Here is a 618-nt window from a genome sequence, read left to right as displayed (position 1 = left end):
TGGCATATTTGGTTATGGCTTCTTTTCCTGCACTGTCATTATCAAAAGTAAAAATGATTTCTTCCAGTTGCTGTAAATCTTTTATTGCAGTTAGGATTTCAGCATTTAAGCCGTTGGTTCCGTAACAGCTCAGTATTTCATAATCCTTTGTGATGGTTTCGATTTGTAATAATGAAGCTGCATCGATGATGGCTTCCGTCAATATCAGTTTTTTGCAGTTCTTGCTTGGGTAGTTTGGATAAAGCCCTTTTCTGTCTTTTAAGTAAAAATGTTTTGCTGTTTTTCTCTGCGCTGAGCTTGTCGAAGTGTTGTCGAGCGTACTTCTAAAATACAGCCCGGTTACTTCATTTTCTTGATTCTTCAGGGCAAAACAGATGCACCATTTACCAAAAACGCTATAGGCTTTGTTTCCTGAACGGCTGACCAAGCCTTTGTCTATCAATAATCCGTATTTTACACATTGTTCGATCAGGGTTTCGTCCCGCCTTGCCCCGTGGTGGAACTGACCGGCATTGTAACCGACTTCCAGTTTTTTAAAATCAAGGTTTCTACTTTCCAGGTACTGTTTTGCAGGTTTGGAGTTGTGTACGGCATTTCTAAAATACTGGAACATATTCC

1 protein-coding gene is annotated in these 618 nt (G+C 39.8%); it reads right to left on the bottom strand.

What is annotated here, in order from left to right:
• Positions 1 to 618 (bottom strand): toprim domain-containing protein (locus KW502_RS15300; RefSeq protein WP_255554298.1); only part of this gene is annotated, 618 nt, incomplete at both ends.

It is taken from the genome of Mesonia aestuariivivens, from assembly GCF_019311235.1.
Taxonomy (GTDB): domain Bacteria; phylum Bacteroidota; class Bacteroidia; order Flavobacteriales; family Flavobacteriaceae; genus Mesonia; species Mesonia aestuariivivens.
Note: the sequence above shows the minus strand (reverse complement) of the source record. Positions and strands in the feature narration are given on the sequence as shown.